At 63.8% G+C, this 17,273-nt stretch carries 18 protein-coding genes; 6 read left to right on the forward strand and 12 right to left on the reverse strand.

What is annotated here, in order from left to right:
- The first annotated feature begins 132 nt into the window (after window positions 1–132).
- From nadC to DOM32_RS00250, 4 genes are all read left to right on the forward strand, one after another.
- A complete protein-coding gene (nadC, locus tag DOM32_RS00235) occupies window positions 133–978 on the forward strand; it encodes a carboxylating nicotinate-nucleotide diphosphorylase (RefSeq protein ID WP_110630190.1) in 846 nt (281 codons plus the stop codon).
- Window positions 979–982: 4 nt separating this feature from the next.
- The gene (locus tag DOM32_RS00240) at window positions 983–2,137 is read left to right on the forward strand and encodes an SIR2 family protein (RefSeq protein ID WP_157956987.1); all 1,155 of its coding nucleotides are present in this window, start codon (window positions 983–985) and stop codon (window positions 2,135–2,137) included.
- Between the two features lie 372 nt (window positions 2,138–2,509).
- Window positions 2,510–3,481 carry an XdhC family protein gene (locus tag DOM32_RS00245; RefSeq protein WP_110630462.1) on the forward strand — a complete coding sequence of 324 codons (972 nt, stop codon included), beginning with the start codon at window positions 2,510–2,512 and terminating at the stop codon, window positions 3,479–3,481.
- Window positions 3,471–4,085: a nucleotidyltransferase family protein gene (locus DOM32_RS00250; RefSeq protein WP_110630194.1), complete on the forward strand. Its 615-nt coding sequence runs from the start codon at window positions 3,471–3,473 to the stop codon at window positions 4,083–4,085. The genes DOM32_RS00245 and DOM32_RS00250 overlap by 11 nt, the downstream gene beginning before the upstream one ends.
- A 60-nt stretch (window positions 4,086–4,145) precedes the next feature.
- Here the strand turns inward: DOM32_RS00250 and DOM32_RS00255 are convergent, their stop codons facing one another.
- Together DOM32_RS00255 and DOM32_RS17650 are read right to left on the reverse strand one after the other, a co-directional pair.
- Window positions 4,146–4,523, reverse strand: coding sequence for a diacylglycerol kinase (locus tag DOM32_RS00255; RefSeq protein ID WP_071229829.1), 378 nt, complete (start codon window positions 4,521–4,523; stop codon window positions 4,146–4,148).
- Window positions 4,520–4,675, reverse strand: a complete 156-nt coding sequence (locus tag DOM32_RS17650) for a hypothetical protein (RefSeq protein ID WP_157956988.1) — start codon at window positions 4,673–4,675, stop codon at window positions 4,520–4,522. Before DOM32_RS17650 ends, DOM32_RS00255 begins: the two co-directional genes overlap by 4 nt.
- A 116-nt stretch (window positions 4,676–4,791) precedes the next feature.
- Here DOM32_RS17650 and pip point away from each other — a divergent pair, with 116 nt between their 5' ends.
- On the forward strand, window positions 4,792–5,748 hold the full coding sequence (pip, locus tag DOM32_RS00260) for a prolyl aminopeptidase (RefSeq protein ID WP_110630196.1): 957 nt from the start codon (window positions 4,792–4,794) through the stop codon (window positions 5,746–5,748).
- 40 nt (window positions 5,749–5,788) lie between these two features.
- Here pip and DOM32_RS00265 read toward each other — a convergent pair whose 3' ends face one another.
- The 7 genes from DOM32_RS00265 to DOM32_RS00295 form a co-directional block, all read right to left on the reverse strand.
- On the reverse strand, window positions 5,789–6,979 hold the full coding sequence (locus DOM32_RS00265) for a M20 family metallopeptidase (protein WP_208625264.1): 1,191 nt from the start codon (window positions 6,977–6,979) through the stop codon (window positions 5,789–5,791).
- A complete protein-coding gene (locus tag DOM32_RS00270; RefSeq protein WP_110630198.1) occupies window positions 6,967–8,385 on the reverse strand; it encodes a M20 family metallopeptidase in 1,419 nt (472 codons plus the stop codon). Before DOM32_RS00270 ends, DOM32_RS00265 begins: the two co-directional genes overlap by 13 nt.
- A 58-nt stretch (window positions 8,386–8,443) precedes the next feature.
- Complete coding sequence (locus DOM32_RS00275; protein WP_110630200.1) at window positions 8,444–9,478, reverse strand: ABC transporter ATP-binding protein; 1,035 nt, start codon at window positions 9,476–9,478, stop codon at window positions 8,444–8,446.
- Window positions 9,475–10,479: an ABC transporter ATP-binding protein gene (locus DOM32_RS00280; protein WP_110630466.1), complete on the reverse strand. Its 1,005-nt coding sequence runs from the start codon at window positions 10,477–10,479 to the stop codon at window positions 9,475–9,477. The genes DOM32_RS00275 and DOM32_RS00280 overlap by 4 nt, the downstream gene beginning before the upstream one ends.
- A gap of 14 nt (window positions 10,480–10,493) precedes the next feature.
- Window positions 10,494–11,429 carry an ABC transporter permease gene (locus DOM32_RS00285; RefSeq protein WP_110630202.1) on the reverse strand — a complete coding sequence of 312 codons (936 nt, stop codon included), beginning with the start codon at window positions 11,427–11,429 and terminating at the stop codon, window positions 10,494–10,496.
- A 10-nt stretch (window positions 11,430–11,439) separates the two neighbouring features.
- The gene (locus DOM32_RS00290; RefSeq protein WP_110630204.1) at window positions 11,440–12,357 is read right to left on the reverse strand and encodes an ABC transporter permease; all 918 of its coding nucleotides are present in this window, start codon (window positions 12,355–12,357) and stop codon (window positions 11,440–11,442) included.
- Window positions 12,358–12,434: 77 nt separating this feature from the next.
- Entirely contained in the window at window positions 12,435–13,955 is a 1,521-nt protein-coding gene (locus DOM32_RS00295; protein ID WP_110630205.1) for an ABC transporter substrate-binding protein, read from the reverse strand.
- Between the two features lie 248 nt (window positions 13,956–14,203).
- Between DOM32_RS00295 and DOM32_RS00300 the strand changes: the two genes are divergently transcribed.
- The gene (locus DOM32_RS00300; RefSeq protein WP_110630207.1) at window positions 14,204–15,118 is read left to right on the forward strand and encodes a LysR family transcriptional regulator; all 915 of its coding nucleotides are present in this window, start codon (window positions 14,204–14,206) and stop codon (window positions 15,116–15,118) included.
- A 6-nt stretch (window positions 15,119–15,124) separates the two neighbouring features.
- On the opposite strand, the gene DOM32_RS00305 is transcribed toward DOM32_RS00300, so the two are convergent.
- The 3 genes from DOM32_RS00305 to DOM32_RS00315 form a co-directional block, all read right to left on the reverse strand.
- On the reverse strand, window positions 15,125–15,343 hold the full coding sequence (locus DOM32_RS00305; protein ID WP_110630468.1) for an SEC-C metal-binding domain-containing protein: 219 nt from the start codon (window positions 15,341–15,343) through the stop codon (window positions 15,125–15,127).
- Between the two features lie 89 nt (window positions 15,344–15,432).
- Complete coding sequence (locus tag DOM32_RS00310; protein WP_110630209.1) at window positions 15,433–15,723, reverse strand: cupin domain-containing protein; 291 nt, start codon at window positions 15,721–15,723, stop codon at window positions 15,433–15,435.
- Window positions 15,724–15,797: 74 nt separating this feature from the next.
- Window positions 15,798–16,958 carry a glycerophosphodiester phosphodiesterase gene (locus tag DOM32_RS00315; RefSeq protein WP_208625265.1) on the reverse strand — a complete coding sequence of 387 codons (1,161 nt, stop codon included), beginning with the start codon at window positions 16,956–16,958 and terminating at the stop codon, window positions 15,798–15,800.
- Window positions 16,959–17,273 lie beyond the last annotated feature (315 nt).

A 17,273-nucleotide genomic window follows, 5' to 3' on the forward strand; every position in this document is an offset into this window, starting at 1 on the left:
CTCGGGGACGATGAAACCGCAATGGAATTTTCGATGACCGCAACGCATCTTTCTTCGAACGCCTCGCCCGTTTCGACCGTCTCTAACGCCGCGAACGTATCGAACACCTCAATCGTCTGGCAGATGGATCCCATGGCACTCGACGCGCGCCTGCGCGACTTCCTGCAGGAGGACATCGGCCATGTAGATCTGACCGCCACCCTGATGGTCGATGAAGCCATGACAGGCCGGTTCGAGATGCGCGCGAGAGAGCCGATGACCATCGCCGGGCTCGCTGTCGCGGCACGCGTCTTCTCGCTCTACGACGCCGGTATCGATATCGAACGCCTGGCGGCAGACGGCCAGACGGTGCCTGAGGGTGCCGTGCTGATGCGACTGCAGGGCCCGGCCCGCAGCCTGCTGACCGTGGAGCGTACGGCGCTGAACCTGATCCAGCATCTGTCCGGCATCGCCACGCTCACCGCCCGGTACGTCGAGCGGATTGCCGGGACCGGCGCGCAACTGGTCGATACCCGCAAGACCACCCCCGGCCTGCGCGCGCTGGAAAAACACGCCGTGGCCTGCGGCGGCGGCCGCAACCACCGTCTCGGTCTGGACAGCGGGGTGATGCTGAAAGACAACCACATCGCGGTCTGCGGTGGCATTGCCGAAGCCGTGGCACGGGCCAGATCCCGGGTGCCGGTGCTGACGCGCATCGAGGTGGAGTGCGACCGGCTGGATCAGGTGGAAGAAGCGCTAGCGGCCGGCGCGGACGTGATCATGCTCGACAACATGCCGGTCGAGACGATGCGCCGGGCGGTCGAACTGGTGGACGGCCGTGTGCCGCTGGAAGCCTCCGGCGGCGTGCGCCTGGAGACGATTCGCGATATCGCCGAAACCGGCGTCGATTTCATCTCGGTCGGTCGTATCACCCAGTCGGCACCGGCAGTCGACATCGGCCTCGATGATGTGGATGCCCCGTCGATGCAGGCGAGTTGATTCGATGTCCTCCACCGACATCAACAATGCCGCCACGGTCGAGGCGTTCGAAACACTGATGACCGGGCTGCTGGATCAGGACTTCGACCTGCGCAAGCCGCCCGTGGTCACCTTCTGGTGTGGAGCCGGGTTCTCCAAGGCGTGGGACCCGCGCTCGCCCACGGACGGCGAGCTGTTCGCCATCGATCTCGATGACATCCGCGACTTCCCCAACCTCCAGCACGTGATGCACGTCATCGGCTGGGAGGACTACCGCCATCTGGACTTCGAGCGCTTCAAGAACCTGCGCTACGTCCTCGACATGCAGGTGCGCTATCCCGATATCCGCAATCGCTATTTCGACGATCAGAACCTGCGCCTGAGCATCCATGAACTGCGCACCCTGGTCATGCGCCGCTTCAGCGCCGCCTGCGACATCCACAACGTCGATGACGACACGCTACGCTTCACCTCGCCCTACGATAGCGAAGGCCAGCGCGCGATCATGCAGTTCTTCGCCTCGCTGGAGGATCGTGCCGGTCGGGCCGGCCTCGACGAGAACTGGCCGCTCTATCACTTCCTGACTACCAATTACGACTTCACCATCGAGACCATTCTCGAGCATGTCTATCGCCAGCAGGCGCCGGTATTCGGAAGGCTCTATCGCGGCATCACGCCGCAGCGCATCTGCGGCGGCTCGATCTGGGAGCACCTGCCGCGAACCGTCGACCGCAACGTGATCAAGATCAACGGCGGGTTCGAGATCCTGCCTACGACACAGGGATTCGACTTCGAATACCGACGCCGCAGCGATGCGGAGATTCGTCAGGAGCCGCCCTTGCTGATCCTGCCCTCTCAGGTTCAGGATTACGACGAGCCCTACTTCCATCAGGTGTTTCCCAAGGCGGTGCGCCTGCTGCGGGAAACCGACGTGCTGGTGATCGTCGGCTACAGCATGCCGCAGGAGGACTCGCTGGTGCGCTTCATCCTCCGCCAGCTGGCCGAAAGCCCCAACGACGCCAAAGGCAAGCACGTGTTCGTCATCGACACCAAGAACCACGTCACCATCAAGTCACGTCTCGAAGAGATGTTCTTCTACCTTCCGCGCACCGGCTGGCCGCGCGAGCACTACTACAGCGGGCGCTTCGAGGACTTCTGCAAGCAGCTGGCCCGGCACTGACATCATCGGCTGTCATGCCCGGTCGACGATCGCTTATCCTAGGGTCTGTTGACGTTTCAGCGCGAACCGCGTTGCTGAGCCAAATGGCGCCAGGCCAGGCGCGGGATGCAGAGAAGGGTGGTTTCCTTTTCCAATCCCGCAACGCCGCATGGCGCCATTTGCCGCGCAACCCGAAGGGCCGGGCCAGTTTTTGCACGGTGCTGCGTTATTCGTCGTTCATTTGGAACGACCAAACTACGCTCCTCACGCCTTGCCCCGCACAAAAACTGGCTCCGGCGCGGCCGTGCATGAAACGTCAACAGACCCTAGAGACCACGACGCCCCCGGCCCGTTATGGACGACGCGGCATTCCCGCATAACAACGGATGCAACATGCAACATCTCGATCTACAGGTTCTCGATACCGCCCTCGAATGGGCCAATGCCGGCGAGACGATCTGGCTCTGCAGCGTGCTGGCGACGTTCGGCTCCTCGCCGCGCGAGCCCGGCTCGATGCTGGTCGCGAAAGCCGATGGCAGCCATGTCGGCTCGCTCTCCGGGGGATGCATCGAGGAGGACTTTCTCGGCAGGATCGCCGAGGGGCATTTCGGCGATGCGCTGTCGGTGGTTCGCTACGGTGAAGGGGCCGACGAATCTCCCCAGGTTTCGCTACCCTGCGGCGGCATTCTGGACGTGCTGGTGGAGCGCCTGACGCCGGATGCCGCCACACTGACGCATCTGGAAGTGCTGCACGCCACGCTGCTGGGCCAACGTTCGCTGGTACGCCGGATCGACCTGGAAAGCGGTCGCAAACGCTTCGTCGAGGCCGGCGAAAACGGCCCGCGGGTCGAGCGCGACGGCCAGATCGTCCAGCTTCGCGTCGGCCCGGCCCTGCGCCTGATCATCGCCGGCATCTCGCCGGTATCGCACTTCTGTGCCGAATTCGCCCGCGCGCTGGGGTTCGAAGTGATCGTCTGCGACCCGAGAGAAGAGGTCCGCCGCGATTTTGGGGTCGAAGGCGTCGAGGTGCAGGCGGTGCTGCCGTCGCTGTTCATCGGCTCCGGCGCCACTCACGCCGCCACCGCCATCGTCGCCCTGACCCACGATCCCCGCATCGATGACCTCGCGATGATCGAAGCCGTGCGCACGCCAGCGTTCTACATCGGCGTGATGGGGTCGAAGCGCACCTCCGAGAAGCGTGCCGAGCGCCTGAAGCGCTCCGGCGGCCTGGATGACGAAGCCATCTCGCGGATTCACATGCCGATCGGGCTCAATCTCGACAGCAAGACCCCCGCCGAGATCGCCCTCGCCGTGGTCGCCGACATTCTGCGCGTGCGTCGCGGCAAGTCACGCCATGAGCTGTGAGTTTCGTGGCAAGGAGCAGACGCCCGATATCGTCGCGCTGGTCATGGCCGCTGGCGTCTCCCGCCGGTTCGGCAGCGACAAGCGCCGGGCCAGGCTGGATGACGGGCGAACCCTGCTGGAGACGACGCTGGCGACCGTCTCGCAGGTCTATCCGCGATGCTGGCTGATCACCCGTCCGGAGGATGACTTGGGCGAAGCCCTGGCGGGCTACGAGGATATCCACCGCATGGCGGCCCCGCATGCCGGCCACGGGCTGGGAGGCAGTCTCGGCGACGCGTTTCGAGAGTTGATCTCACAGCAAGACAGCGCTGTCGCCGCCGCCGTGGTTCTGGCCGATATGCCGTGGCTGAACGCCGCCACCTGTGCACGACTCAACCCGCACGCCGGCCCGGGACGCATTGTCATGCCACGCCATCAAGAAAAACGTGGCCATCCGGTGCTGTTCGGGCGTGATCTGTGGCCAGCGCTGGCCGAACTGAAGGAAGGGGAAGGCGCCAGGGGCGTCGTGCAGGCGAATCGCCAAGCCGTTCACGCCATCGACGTCGACGATGACGGCATCTGGCGGGACATCGATAGCCCACGGGATCTGGAGGCGCCGGTTTGAGTCGAGCCAGAAGGTGTCGATTGGTATCGAACTCGCGGGGCGGACGGTGGGCCTGGGAATTCAGCCGAAGAACTTGTCCCAGGCCAACAATCCCCAGGTCACCGCCGCCATGCCCAGCGCCAGCATCACCGCCGCGGACCCGATGTCCTTGGCTCGCCCCGAGAGCTCATGATGTTCGGGGCCGATTCGATCGACTACCGTCTCCACCGCACTGTTGAGCAGCTCGACGATCAACACGAAGACGCAGCTGCCGACCAGTACCAGCCATTCGACGGGATTCTCGCCGATCCACCAAGCCAACGGCACCAGAATGACGCAGAGCGCTACCTCCTGACGAAAGGCGGCCTCGTTGCGAAAGGCGGCAACCAGCCCCTTCAACGAGTAGCCCGTGGAGTGAAACAGGTGGCGAAAACCGGTATCGCCGGAACGTGATTTCATGGACTCTCTGATTCGACCGCGCTGGCGATCGCCCCCTCGGCAACGAAACGATAGCTCGGCACCGATCTCGGCGCGCCGAAGCCAATTGAATGGCGACGATAGTAGCAGAGCCGCATGATGACATCACCGGCCTCGCATCGAGTCGGCGCCATGCCTGGCCCCTGCCCCACGCGGCCTTTATGCTGGTTTCTTGTCAATGCAACGTTTTTGTCAGCGCGACGCTTTTTGTCAGTGCAATGACAGCGTCCCGTTTCCAACAAGGTCAACCATGTCTGAATCCAATCCGCTCTATCCGCCTATCGAACCTCACGCCCACGGTCATCTGGATACCGGCGACGACCATCAGGTCTACTGGGAGCGCTGCGGCAACCCGGACGGCAAGCCGGTGGTCTTTCTCCACGGCGGCCCCGGCGGCGGCTGCAAACCGATCCATCGCCAGCTGTTCGACCCAGCCCGCTACGACATCCTGCTGTTCGATCAGCGCGGCTGCGGCCGCTCGACGCCGCACGCCAGTCTCGACGACAACACCACCTGGCATCTGATCGAGGATATGGAACGCCTGCGCGAGATGATCGGTGCCGAACGGTGGCAGGTCTTCGGCGGGTCCTGGGGCTCGACGCTGGCCCTCGCTTACGCCGAGCGACACCCCGAGCGTGTCAGCGAACTCGTGTTGCGCGGCATCTTCACCATGCGCCAGCAGGAGCTCGACTGGTTCTACAAGCACGGCGCGCGCAACATGTTCCCCGAAAAATGGGAGCGGCTGGTGGAAATCCTCCCCGAGGAACAGCGCGACGATATCATTCCCGCCTTTCACGAACTGCTCAAAGGCGATGATATCGAGCGCCAGCTCGAAGCCGCCCGGCGCTGGAGCGTCTGGGAAGGCGAGACTTCGAAGCTGATTCCCGTCGACGCCACCGCCTCGCATGCCGTCGATCATTTCGCCCTGGCCTTTGCGCGGATCGAGAACCACTACTTCATCAACAAGGGCTTCTTCGAATTCGACGACCAGCTGTTACGCCAAGCCGATCGTCTCGCCGGCATTCCCGGGGTGATCGTTCACGGCCGCTACGACATGGTCTGCCCGCTTCAGAACGCCTGGGATCTGTCGAAGGTCTGGCCCGACGCGACGCTCGAGATCATCGAGGCCGCCGGCCACGCGTTCAGCGAACCCGAAACTCTGGCCGCCCTGATACGGGCGACCGACCGCTTCGCCGATCGCCGCTGAACCGCCATCCGCCGGTTTCCGTAGGCTGTCCCGGCGCGTCTCAGCGTGATGCGTCGGCGGCGAGATCCAGAATCGTCGCGGCCACCGCCTGCGCCCGCGGCACGAAGGTATCCAGACGGCAATACTCGTCGTCGGTATGCATCTTGGCGCCGACCGGGCCGGTGCCGCAGAGCGTGGGAATGCCCAGGCTCGCCGTGGTGCCGGCGTCCGAACAGCCGCCGGTGAACTCGCCCTCGACGCTGAATCCGAGCTTCTCGGCCTGCGCCCGGTAACGCGCGAACAGCGCCTCGCTCATGGCGGGCTCCATCGGCAGGAAGCCGGAGGTCTGACGAATCGTCGCCTGCGTTCCGGGGACTTCTTCCTCGGCGATGATCGCCTCGATCGCCGCCAGCAGCTCGACGCGCTGCTGGTTGGTGACGAAGCGCGTATCCAGCTGCGCCGTGGCCCGAGGCGCCACGGTGTTGCGCGAGACGCCGCCCTCGATCAGGCCGACATTGGTGGTCACGCCGCTGTCGTAGTCGGTCAGCGCATGCAGCTTTACGATCTTGCGCGCTAGCGCCTCGATGGCACTGGCACCGTCGGCGTGGCTGACGCCAGAGTGTGCAGCCACACCGGTCACTTCGATCTGGAAGGCGGCACCGCCCTTGCGCCCGGTCACCACGTTGCCGCTGATCCTGCCGGGTTCGGCATTGAGCACGGCTCGCGCCCCGCTGGCCGCTTCTCGAATGAACGCCGTGCCGTCGCGAGAGCCGATCTCCTCGTCCGCGGTGAACAGCGCCCGCACCGGGAACGGCAGCGGTGCCAGCCGCTTGAGCGCCCGCAGCACGAAGATGTTCAGCACCAGACCTGCCTTCATGTCGGCGACGCCGGGGCCATAGCCGATATCGCCCTCTCGAGTGAAACCGCGTTCGGCCACCGTGCCGGTGGGAAACACCGTATCCCGGTGCCCCATCATCAGCACATGGCCGGCGCTGGCGTCGCTGCCATCGCCTTCCAGCCGCGCCTCGAGAATATCGCCGGACTCCGGACGCGGCGTGCGCGTCACGGCAATCCCGTCGGCCTCCAGCCACTCGGCGATGACATCCGCCACCGCATCGGTGCCGGCCTTGTCGTAACTGTTGGAGTCGATATCGACAAGCGTCTTCAGGCCCTCGATCATCTCCGCCTGCTGGCTGGCGAGCCAGTCGCAGGCCGTGTTCATCATCGTTTCCGCGTCGGTCAGCGATGCCATTGCTCGCGCTCCTTCACTATGTCTCGGCCCTGTTCGGCCAGATCCCACCATAACCCGGCCATGATACCCAGGCCTTCCCGCACGATGCTCGCCAGCGCGTGCTCGTCGGGCGCGTGCTGGGAACAGGCGGGATAGGAGTGCGGCACCCACAGCGTCGGCAGGCCGAGCGTCTCGGCAAAGATATCATTGGGAAGCGAGCCGCCCAGGTTGGGCAGCAGCGTCGGTGTCTTGCCGCTGGATTCCCGCATCGATGCCAGCGCCCAGCTCACCCACGGGTCCGTCGGATCGAGCCGCGTCGCGTTCATCTGCGACATGCGCGCGCTGCTGACCTCGATATCCTCGAAGCCGTGGGCGTCGAGATGCTGGCGCAGATGATCGAGGAAGCGTTCACGGTCGCTGCCGACGACGAAGCGCAGTTGGCAGTGTGCGTAGGCCTCCCCGGGAATGGCGTTGACCGGCGCGTCCGGGTTGCCGGCCTTGATCGCCAGCAGCTCCAGGGTGTTCCAGGCGAACAGCCGTTCCGGCGGCAACAGGCCCGGCTCGCCCCAGTTCGGGTCGACCGTCGGGTCGCCAGGTGTTGCGCCGACCTCCAGGGAGGCAACGGCCTCCTTCACGGCAGTCGGTATGGCCGGCGGTCGCAGGCCGTCGATCAGGATCCTGCCGTGGGCGTCGACCAGCGTCGACCAGGCGTTGGCGAGCCGCGTCGCCGGATTGGAGAGCACACCGCCCCAGTTGCCGGAGTGGTGAGCACCGTCGCGGGCACGCAGGCGCAGGTCGAAATTGAACGAGCCGCGGGAGCCGAGGAACAGCGTCGGCGAGTCCGCCGACAGGCGCGGGCCGTCGGAAGCGATGAACAGATCCGCCGCCAAGCGATCACGATGGGCTTCGCAGACCGCCTTCAAACCTGGCGAGCCGGTCTCCTCCCCCATTTCAAGGATCAACTTGACGTTGTAACCCAACGTGCCACCGCGCGCGGCGATGACGCTCGCAAGTGCGGCGAAATTGAGCGTGTGCTGGCCCTTGTTGTCGGCGGTGCCGCGGCCGTACCAGCGCTCGCCTTCGATCACGACCCGCCACGGCGAAAGCCCCTCGCGCCACTGGTCGTCGTAACCCCGCACCACATCACCGTGGCCGTAGGTCAGCAGCGTCAGCGCCGCCTCGGCTTCGATTCGCTCGGCCAGCAGGAACGGCCCGAAGCCGTCGACCGGGTTGTCGACGATCTCCCAGGTGAACCCCAGCTTCTCGATATCGGGAATCACGAAATCGGTCAGATAGCGCCGCAGCTCGTCGTCGCGCCCGGCTTCCTGGCTTTCGCTGCGTACCGCGACGCGGGCCTCGAGCTGGCGCAGGAAGTCGCCGCTGTCGAAGGCTTGCCAGGCGTGTTGCAGCGCTTGTGAACGCGCCATGAATTTCTCCTCGTTGACTAGGAACAATCATTGAACTGGCGATAGCCGTGGGAGCGGTTCAAGCCAGATGGCAGGCCACCCGGGCGTTATCGCTCCGGATATCTTCCAGCCGTGGCCGTTGCTGCCGGCAGGCCGCCTGCGCCTTGGGGCAACGCGGATGGAAGGCGCAACCGGCGGGCGGATCGCTCGGGTCCGGCGTGGCGTCGCCTAGCCCGATATCCGGCACGCCCATCCCCGGCTCTGGGGTCAGTGCGGAATCCAGCAGCGCCCGGGTATAAGGGTGACGTGGCGAGCCGAAGATCTGCTCCCGCGTGCCCTCCTCGACAATGCGGCCCAGATACATCACCGCGACCCGGTCGACCAGATGCTCGACCACGGCTAGATCGTGGCTGATGAATAGATAGGTCAGCCCGAATTCAGCCTTGAGATCGAGCAGCAGATTGAGGATCTGCGCCTGGACCGAGACGTCCAGCGCGGAGGTCGGCTCGTCGCAGATCACGATGTCCGGACGCATGATCAGTGCACGGGCGATGGCCACACGCTGGCGTTGACCGCCGGAAAGCTGCCCGGGGAACTGCTCGGCGGCGCGCCGGGGCAGACCCACCACATCCAAGGTTTCGGCGATACGCGCCCTCTGCTCGCGGGGCGTGCCAATGCCGTGCACCCGCAGCGGCAACCCGACTATCTGGGCGATTCGCTTACGCGGATTGAGCGAAGAGTACGGATCCTGGAAGATCGGCTGGATGTGACGGGCCAGTGCCTTCTGATCGGCATCCCGTACCGGCCTGCCATCGACCAGCACGTCGCCGTCGCTCGGCGTCGTCAGCCCCAGCAGCATCTTGGCCAGTGTGCTCTTGCCGCAACCCGACTCGCCTACGAGCCCCATGACTTGGCCTCGCGGGATCCGCAGCGAAACATCGCTGACCGCACCGAGCGTGCGTCCGCGCTTGAACAGGCCACCACCCAGCGTGAAGGTTTTCGAAAGTCCGCAAATTTCCAGCGCGGGGGTAGCGGCGCGGGATGCTGAAGCGGAGTCCGACGTCGACGGCAACTGGCGTGGTTCGGCGACCTCGATGATGGGTTGTGCGTTCATGAAATCGTCTCCGGTTGAGGCGGTGCCGATACCGGCCGGTCGGCATAGTGACAGCGGGCGCGATGATCTCCGGACAAGGACATCAACGGTGGGGTCCGCTCACAGATCGGCTGCGCCTGCGGGCAACGATTGCGAAAGGCGCATCCCTCGACATGCCCCACCAGACTGGGTACGACACCCGGGATCGCCTGTAACCGGCTCCCAGGTGGTGTCTTGCCCGGCGCGGGAATGCAGCTCAACAGTCCACGCGTGTAGGGATGGCCGGGGTTGGCATAGAGTGTCGGCGTCGGCGCGGATTCGATCACCTCGCCGGCATACATCACCGCGACCCGATCGGCAATGCGTGCCACGACACCCAGGTCGTGGGTAATGAAGATCACCGCAGTGCCAAACTCCTGCTGTAACTCTCGCAAAAGCCGCAGGATCTGTGCCTGTATCGTCACGTCGAGCGCGGTGGTCGGCTCGTCGGCGATGATCAGGTCGGGCTCGCACATCAGCGCCATGGCAATCATCACGCGCTGACGCAGCCCGCCGGAGAGCTGATGCGGATACTGGTCCAAACGATCCCTGGCGGCACTGATGCCGACGCGCTCCAGCAGATAGATCGCCCGCTCGCGCGCCTCCTGCCGGCTGACGCCGCGATGACGAATCAGCCCTTCGCAGAGCTGGTTGCCCAGGGTGTAGGCAGGGTTGAGCGCGGTCATCGGCTCCTGGAAGATCATCGACATTCGCGCCCCGCGCAGATCACTGCGGCGACGCTCGGAAAGCGTGGTCAGGTCGATGCCGTCGAACTGGAGGCGATCGGCCTTGAGCCTGGCCTTGCGAGGCAGCAACCCCATCAGGGCCAGCGAAGTCATCGACTTGCCGCAGCCGGACTCCCCCACCAGACAGAGCATCTCGCCACGCTCGACATGAAAATCGATCCCGCGCACGGCGTGCAGCGTCCCTGCTTCGACCGGCAGATCGACGCGCAGGTTTTTTACTTCGAGTAGGTTGTTCACCTCAAGTCGCGACATCAGTTGCGCCCTCCCGGTGCATTGAGATCCCGCAGCCCATCGCCGAGCAAATTGATCGCCAATACCAGCACGAACAGCGCAATACCGGGAATCGCGATGACCCAAGGTTGGAAGAACATGTAGGCCTTGCCCTCGGCGACCATAAGCCCCCAGGACGGCAGCGGCGGCTGGACGCCCATGCCGAGAAACGACAGCGTCGCCTCGAGCAGGATCGCGTGAGCCATTTCCAGGGTCATCACCACGATCAGGGAGCCGGCGATGTTGGGCAGCACTTCGCGCAGCAGGATATAGGGCAGCGAACAGCCCAGCGTACGTGCCGCGTAGACATATTCGGCATCGCGCATCTGTTGAGTGACCGAGCGCGAGACGACCGCAAAGCGATCCCACAGCAACAGCCCCAGCAGCACGATCACCGTGGTCAGCGAGCCGCCGGTTAGCGAGGCCAGCGCGAGCGCCACCAGCACCACCGGCATTGCCAGTCGCGTGGTGATGACGTAACTGATGACCGCATCCACGCGGCCACCGAAATAGCCGGCCAGCACGCCCAGCGTGGTGCCGATGACGCCAGAGATCAGCGCGACCACCAGCCCGATGGTCAGCGAAATGCGGGTGCCGAAGAGCAGCCGGCTCAAGGTGTCGCGGCCCAGTTTGTCGGTGCCCAGTACATGCTCCCAAGATCCCTTGTCATGCCAGACCGGCGGCACCATGCGATTGGCGATGTCCTGGTGATACGGATCATGCGGCGCCAGCAACGGTGCGAAGATGGCGATCAGAATCGCCAGCCCGACCACGATCAGGCCGATCGCCAGCCCACGATGGCCGAACAGCCGACGGGTCACTCGGGACCAGGCCGGTGGCTGCAGCGGAATTTCGCCGAGGCCGGTGCCAGGCGTCGAGGCTGAAGAAGCGGTTGGCGAAACGCTCGAAGTCGTCATGTCGTTCTCCTCAGCGGGTGCGAATGCGGGGGTCGAGCGCCGCATTGGCGACGTCCGCCAGCAGCGTCAGCACGATGTAGAACAGCGCGATGATCAGCACGACGGCCTGCACTACGGGATAGTCGTTGCGCGAGATGGCGTCCCAGGCCAGTTGCCCCAGGCCGTTGAGCGAGAAGACCGATTCGATGACCACCGAACCACCGAGCATGAAGCCGAGCTCGACGGCGGCCAGCGCAACCACCGGGATGATCGCGTTGCGCAGCGCGTGCTTGAAGATCACCGATCCGGTGCGCAGCCCCTTGGCTCTTGCCGTACGGATATAGTCGGACTCGAGTACCTCGAGCATGCCGGTACGCGTCAGTCGCATCATCGCTGGCGTGGCGTAGTAGCCCAGCGCGATCGCCGGAAGAACGAAATGCTGCCAGCCGTCGCTGCCCGCCGCCGGTAGCCACTGTAACGTCACCGCGAAAACCACGATCAGTGTCAGGCCGAACCAGAAGCTCGGCATCGCCTGCCCGACCACCGCGAACAGCAGCGCCAGCCGATCGATCCAGGTATCACGTTTGAGCGCCGCCAGCACACCCAGCGGAATCGAGATGCTTATCGCCAGCGCCAGCGCCAGCCCACCCAGTGTCAACGTGATCGGCATGCGATCCACAATCAGATCGACCACCGTGCTCTGGTAGTAGTAGGAGCGGCCGAAGTCGAAGGTCAACGCACCACCCAACCAATCCAGGTACTGGTTGACGATGGGCCGATCGAGCCCGTAATCCGTGCGGATCTGTTCGACCTGTTCGGCGGTTGCCTCGGGTCCGGCGATCGATGTCGCCAGGTCGCCGGATAGATGCAGCAGCATGAAACTGACGATCGAAATGGTCAGCGCCACGCTCATCGCGATCAGAATCCGGCGGACGATGAAAGTGCCCATGAAACCTCCTCACGCCGCACGGCCTCGTCTCATGAAGTACAGGGCCGCACAGGTTGATTTGCGGATATCGGAAAGCGTTACTTCCAACTGGCCTCGGCAAAGCGCGGCAGCTCATCCGGATAGGGCGTGAAATTCAGATCGGCGGTATAGGCGTAGTAGGTGGAGTAGGAGAATAGCGGCGCCCAGTAGGCCTGCTCCGAGATCCGCTGGAGCGCCTTGCGATAATTCTCCTTGCGCACCTCGGGGTCGACGGACGTATCGCCGGTGTGCAGCCACTGCTGGACCTGCTCGTCCTGCCAGTGGTCGTCGGCACCGCCGCCAAAGTAGACACTGGCGAAAGCCGAAACGTCGTTGACCGAGTAGGAGCCCCAGGTCTTGAACGACATGTCGGTCTTTCCGCTGCGCTGCTGCTCGAGCAGAGCCGGCGAGGTCATGAAGCGCAGATTGACGTCGATGCCGATGTCACGCAGGTCGCCGATCATCGCCTCGGCGTAGTCCCGCTCGCGATAGGCGTATAGGTTCAACTCGAAACCATCGCCGTAGCCGGCGTCCGCCAGCAGTTGGCGCGCCTTATCCGGATCATAATCGTACTCGACCACATCCTGGGTCTCGCAGCCGAACTGGGCAGGAAAACAGGGCGCATAGAGCGGGCGACTGCCGCCCCGCACCAGATTGTCAGCCATGCCCTGCCGATTGATCGCATGATTGATCGCTTGGCGCACTTCGAGGTGACTTAGCGGCGAGTTCTCGCGTTTGGTGGCATCGAAGGAGATGTATCCGACACGCATGGTCTCGCCGCTATCCACGGTCAAGTTTGGCATGCCCTGCATCTGCTCGGCCTGATCCGCCGGCACGCGCCAGATCCAGTCGACCTGACCGGTCATCAACTGCGCCACGCGGGAGTCCTGATCGGGAATCACCTTGAACTCGAGCTTGCCGATGTGCGGCTTGCCGATTGGGCTGTCGGCAAAGTAGTCCTCGTTGCGGGTGAGCTTGACGCCCTCGCCGGGCGTCACTTCAGTGATCCGATAGGGGCCGGTACCGATCGGCTTCTTGCTGAAACCTTCGAGACCGACCTCCTGGAAGTACTGGTCCGGGAAAACCGGAAGCGGCCCGGAAAGATACTCCAGTGCCGCCGGGAAAGGCCCGTTGAGATGGAAGCGAACATGGGTGTCGTCGATCTTCTCGACACTCTTGATCCAGTCGGTGTTCTGCCGCGTGACCACCTTCGAGTCGGGCGACACCACATAGTTGAAGGTGAAAACGACATCATCGGCATTGAACGGCTCGCCGTTCTGGAACTTGACCCCTTGGCGCAGCGTCATCTCCAGCGTGGTGTCATCGACCCACTGCCAATCGGTAGCGAGCATCGGCTCGTAGTCGTTGGTCTCGGGGTTGCGGTAGACCAGCGTATCCCACGCCAGGTGCGAGATGATGACCCCTTCCCGCAGATTGTTGTGATACGGACTGATGTTCTCGGGTTCGCTGTCGGAAGCGTAGACCAGCGTGTCGTTGGCCTTGTTGGCCAGCGCAGGCAGCGACAGGCAGCACAGCGCCGTGCCGGCCACGATATGGCGAAGCGTCAAGTTAGAGCGCATATCAACCTCGTTCTTGTGTTGTTGGACGAGAGTCTGTTATCGGACGAGAGCCCGGCGTATCACCGGCAGCGTCTTTTCCAGCGGCCCTGTCGTTGTGTTGTTGAACCGCCTTCGGGTCGACGCCTTTTCACTTGAAGCTATCGAACGCCTACCCATGCCACAAGTACAATGTTTAGAAACAACCATTGCCATTTCGGCAAACTTTAATAAAAACAATGGGGAGCATTTCATGTCCGGTATTCGTGGAGATGAATAGCCGCGCGCTGCAGGAAACCGCACTGCGCTATTTCCTGACGGTGGTCAAAAGCGGTTCGATCAGCGAGGCCTCGGTTCGACTCAATGTCGCCGCCTCGGCGATCAGCCGGCAGATCGCACGTCTCGAACACGAGCTCGGTACCCAGCTGTTCGAACGGCGCGCCAGAGGCATGGTGCCGAGCGCCGCCGGGGAACTGCTGGCCGCACATGCCAGGCGAATGCAACTGGAAACCGAGCGTGTGTCCAGCGAAATTCAGGCCCTGCAGGGGCTCGAACGCGGCACAGTGCGCCTGGCCTGTTCGGAAGGGTTCGCAGTCGATTTCATCCCGCTGACAATCATCGAGTTTCGACGCCGCTATCAGGGCATCCAGTTTCGACTCAGCGTAAGTTCGCCGGCCGAAGTGACGCGCAAGGTGCGCGAGGGAGAAGCGGATATCGGTTTGACCTTCAGTCTGGCGCCGGAGCGCGACATCCAAGTGGCGTCACGCCAGCGTTCGCGCATTCAGGCACTGATGGCCCACGACCATCCGCTGGCCGGTCGACGACAGGTGACACTGGCGCAACTGCAGCCGCATCCAGTCGCCCTGCCGCCGCCGGAAACGACGTTACGCCAGCTGTTCGATATCTGCTGTAGCCAGCAGAATCTGATCTTCGAATCGACCTTCACCAGCAACTACACCGAGGCGCTGGTGAATTTCGCCATGCTGGGTGGCGGCATTGCACTGGCCGGCGAAATCTCGATTCGGCATCGGCTTCTGCATGACCGATTGGTGGCGGTGCCGATTCGCGATGCTGGCATGGATGCCCGCCACGTGGAGTTGCAGACACTGGCCAACCGTACCCTGCCGGCAGCGACCGAGGCATTTCTCGAACATCTCAAGGAGATGATGGAAACCGGCAAGCCGTGATGACCTTCAACCGGCGTGGCACTTCTTGAATTTCCTGCCGCTGCCGCATGGGCAAGGGTCGTTGCGGCCCACGTCCTTGAAGGCGTTGCGCACCGGGGCTTGCGGTTCGTGGTGGTGATGCTGGCAGTGCGGGCCATGAACGTGGCCGGAGGCGCCGTGGTCGTGGCTATGGTCGTGGCTGTGATCGTGCTGACAGTCCGGGCCGTGAACGTGTGATTGAGTCATCTGGCGATACCGTAACGAAGGGAGGATAACCGGGGCGCGATTATCCTCCACGGATCGCGGTGGCGCCATCGTCTTGCAGCCCGCGTGCGCTACTTGAGCTCGATCTCGACGAACACGAATTCGCTATCGTTGGCGTTGACCACGTTATGTTCGGCGCCCTTGTCCCGATAGTAGGAAACTCCTGCTTCCAGCACCGAAAACGTGTGGCCATCCAGCGTCTCGAGCTCGAGCTTGCCGGTGCTCTGGGGCACCACGACATAGTCGTGCTCATGCGCATGCCAGCCGGTTTCGGCACCCGGAGGGAAACGCCACTCGGTGACTGTGACTCGGTCATTGTCGACCTGTACGGTAGACTTGGCCTGTGGCCGCGAGGAGTTCATGATTCCAATCCTTCAATCGATAAATAGAGGTGTTCGGCGCCGACGCTACACCGGCACACGCTGCAAAAACTGGCTCAGTAGCCGTAACGCTTCAGAATGGCGTCCTGATCCTGAGACGGCTGGCCGTAGAATTCCAGCAGCTGCTCCGGCCGGTTGGTGAAGAAGCCGTCGACGCCGCGCTGCCGATAACGCTCGAAGTCTGCCGGCTCGTCCACCGTGTAGAGATGCACCAGCATGCCATCGTCATGGGCCATGCCGATCATCCACGGCTCGGCCAGGTCCATGTAGCTGAACTGGCTGCTGAACGCGCCGTCATGCTCGGATTGCACCGCCGAAGGTCCGATACCGATGGCACCATGATCCTTGGCGAAATCGAGCCAGGATCGATATGCCTCGGGTGACGCGACCTGCTGGCGCGCATAATAGTCGGCGGTGCTCTCGCCGTCGCCCTGCGGCCTGCCCGGTGCGGCCTCGATGCCGCCCTCGCCCAGCCACAGCAGCAGCACGCGCGGCACCTGCGGCATGGCCTCTCCCAGCGCCTGCAGGCTGGCCTTCGAGAAGGTCTGCATCACCACGCGGCCCGGAGTATCGCCAACCCTGACGGCGCCCTGTTCGGCGGCAGGTCGAGATTTCGCTGCCTTGCCGAGCCAGCCCCGCGCCTCGAGCTTGTCACGCAGGTCCTGTTCGATCCCCGGGAACTGCTCGGGCACCTTGGTCTCGATATAGAACCCGGGATGATTCCGACCGCCTTCGGCGATGTCGATCACCTCGTCCAGCGTCAGGATCTCGAGACCCGAATAACTGTCACGGGCCCGATCCGGATAGGCGGCATTGAACCAGCTGCCGGCGTCGAGCCGCTTGAGTTCGTCCAGCGTGAAACTCGACACCGGCGCATCGGCCCGGTCAGGGAACACCTCGGCGACGTTGGTGTTGCGACCCAGCGAGTTGTCGTGAACGGCCACCAGCACGCCATCCTGGGTGCGCTGCAGATCCAGCTCCAGATAGTCGACGCCCAGATCCCGTGCCAGCAGGTAGGCCGGTCGGGTCGACTCCGGTGCCTGGTAGGAGGCGCCGCGGTGGGCGATCACCGCGTCACAGGGGATCGGAATCTTGGTGCACAGCGTCGAGCCCTGGGGTTCGCCATCACCGGCGGTATCGGCGGCCTGGGCCACGCCGATCGGCAGCATCAGGCTGACACCACAGGCCAGTAGCCAGTGACGTGTCGCAGTGGTCATCGCTATCTCCTTCGTTCGTTATCGAGCCTTCCAACCGGATCCGACGCCGACGCTACCCGATCCACGCCAGCACGATCGTGGCACCAGCATAGCCAGCGCCGGGCGCAGTGACATCCCGCCACCGCCCCAGTCAGTCCTTACTTCGCCTGGAGCCCTTATCGTTGGTGCCGAGCCATTTCCCCTTCCGGGCCAGGCGAGTCGCCGGATCAATTCTCGATAGTCGCGGCTCCGGGATGGCGGCGGGGGCAGACATGCGTTAAGCTGCGTTCCCATTGCCGTTACCTGTCTGACCGTCGTCACGCGAAGCTGAAAGAG

This window comes from Salinicola salarius (assembly GCF_003206135.1).
GTDB classification, from domain to species: Bacteria; Pseudomonadota; Gammaproteobacteria; order Pseudomonadales; family Halomonadaceae; genus Salinicola; species Salinicola salarius.

Coding starts and splice junctions, on each gene's coding strand:
- DOM32_RS00275 (WP_110630200.1), bottom strand. CDS start 9,478: ATGAACGCACAACCCATCATCGAGGTCGCCGAACCACGCCAGTTGCCG.
- DOM32_RS00245 (WP_110630462.1), top strand. CDS start 2,510: ATGCAACATCTCGATCTACAGGTTCTCGATACCGCCCTCGAATGGGCC.
- nadC (WP_110630190.1), top strand. CDS start 133: ATGGCACTCGACGCGCGCCTGCGCGACTTCCTGCAGGAGGACATCGGC.
- DOM32_RS00250 (WP_110630194.1), top strand. CDS start 3,471: ATGAGCTGTGAGTTTCGTGGCAAGGAGCAGACGCCCGATATCGTCGCG.
- DOM32_RS00295 (WP_110630205.1), bottom strand. CDS start 13,955: ATGCGCTCTAACTTGACGCTTCGCCATATCGTGGCCGGCACGGCGCTG.
- DOM32_RS00240 (WP_157956987.1), top strand. CDS start 983: ATGTCCTCCACCGACATCAACAATGCCGCCACGGTCGAGGCGTTCGAA.
- DOM32_RS00270 (WP_110630198.1), bottom strand. CDS start 8,385: ATGGCGCGTTCACAAGCGCTGCAACACGCCTGGCAAGCCTTCGACAGC.
- DOM32_RS00285 (WP_110630202.1), bottom strand. CDS start 11,429: ATGACGACTTCGAGCGTTTCGCCAACCGCTTCTTCAGCCTCGACGCCT.
- DOM32_RS00265 (WP_208625264.1), bottom strand. CDS start 6,979: ATGGCATCGCTGACCGACGCGGAAACGATGATGAACACGGCCTGCGAC.
- DOM32_RS00305 (WP_110630468.1), bottom strand. CDS start 15,343: ATGACTCAATCACACGTTCACGGCCCGGACTGTCAGCACGATCACAGC.
- DOM32_RS00310 (WP_110630209.1), bottom strand. CDS start 15,723: ATGAACTCCTCGCGGCCACAGGCCAAGTCTACCGTACAGGTCGACAAT.
- DOM32_RS00300 (WP_110630207.1), top strand. CDS start 14,204: ATGAATAGCCGCGCGCTGCAGGAAACCGCACTGCGCTATTTCCTGACG.
- DOM32_RS00290 (WP_110630204.1), bottom strand. CDS start 12,357: ATGGGCACTTTCATCGTCCGCCGGATTCTGATCGCGATGAGCGTGGCG.
- DOM32_RS17650 (WP_157956988.1), bottom strand. CDS start 4,675: ATGGCGCCGACTCGATGCGAGGCCGGTGATGTCATCATGCGGCTCTGC.
- pip (WP_110630196.1), top strand. CDS start 4,792: ATGTCTGAATCCAATCCGCTCTATCCGCCTATCGAACCTCACGCCCAC.
- DOM32_RS00315 (WP_208625265.1), bottom strand. CDS start 16,958: ATGACCACTGCGACACGTCACTGGCTACTGGCCTGTGGTGTCAGCCTG.
- DOM32_RS00255 (WP_071229829.1), bottom strand. CDS start 4,523: ATGAAATCACGTTCCGGCGATACCGGTTTTCGCCACCTGTTTCACTCC.